Below are 380 nucleotides of genomic sequence, written 5' to 3' on the forward strand. Positions count from 1 at the left end.
ACCACGGTGTGATTCATGACTGGGGTGAAGTCGTAACAAGGTAGCCGTAGGGGAACCTGCGGCTGGATCACCTCCTTAATCGACGACATCAGCCTGCTGATGAGCTCCCACACGAATTGCTTGATTCATTTGCTGATCAGAACTCAGAAATGAGCATTCCCTGCGAATGTTGATTTCTGACTTTTGTCAGACCGTTCTTTAAAAATTCGGATATGTGATAGAAATAGACTGAAATGCACTTTCACTGGTGTGTGATCAGGCTAAGGTAAAATTTGTGAGTTCTGCTCGAAAGAGCAACGTGCGAATTTTCGGCGAATGTCGTCTTCACAGTATAACCAGATTGCTTGGGGTTATATGGTCAAGTGAAGAAGCGCATACGG

1 rRNA gene is annotated in these 380 nt (G+C 45.3%); it reads left to right on the forward strand.

The window, feature by feature from the left end:
- Window positions 1–78, forward strand: a 16S ribosomal RNA gene (locus tag ACN6NG_RS29930); the annotation flags it as partial.
- Window positions 79–380 lie beyond the last annotated feature (302 nt).

This window comes from Pseudomonas sp. TSO6 (assembly GCF_056098905.1).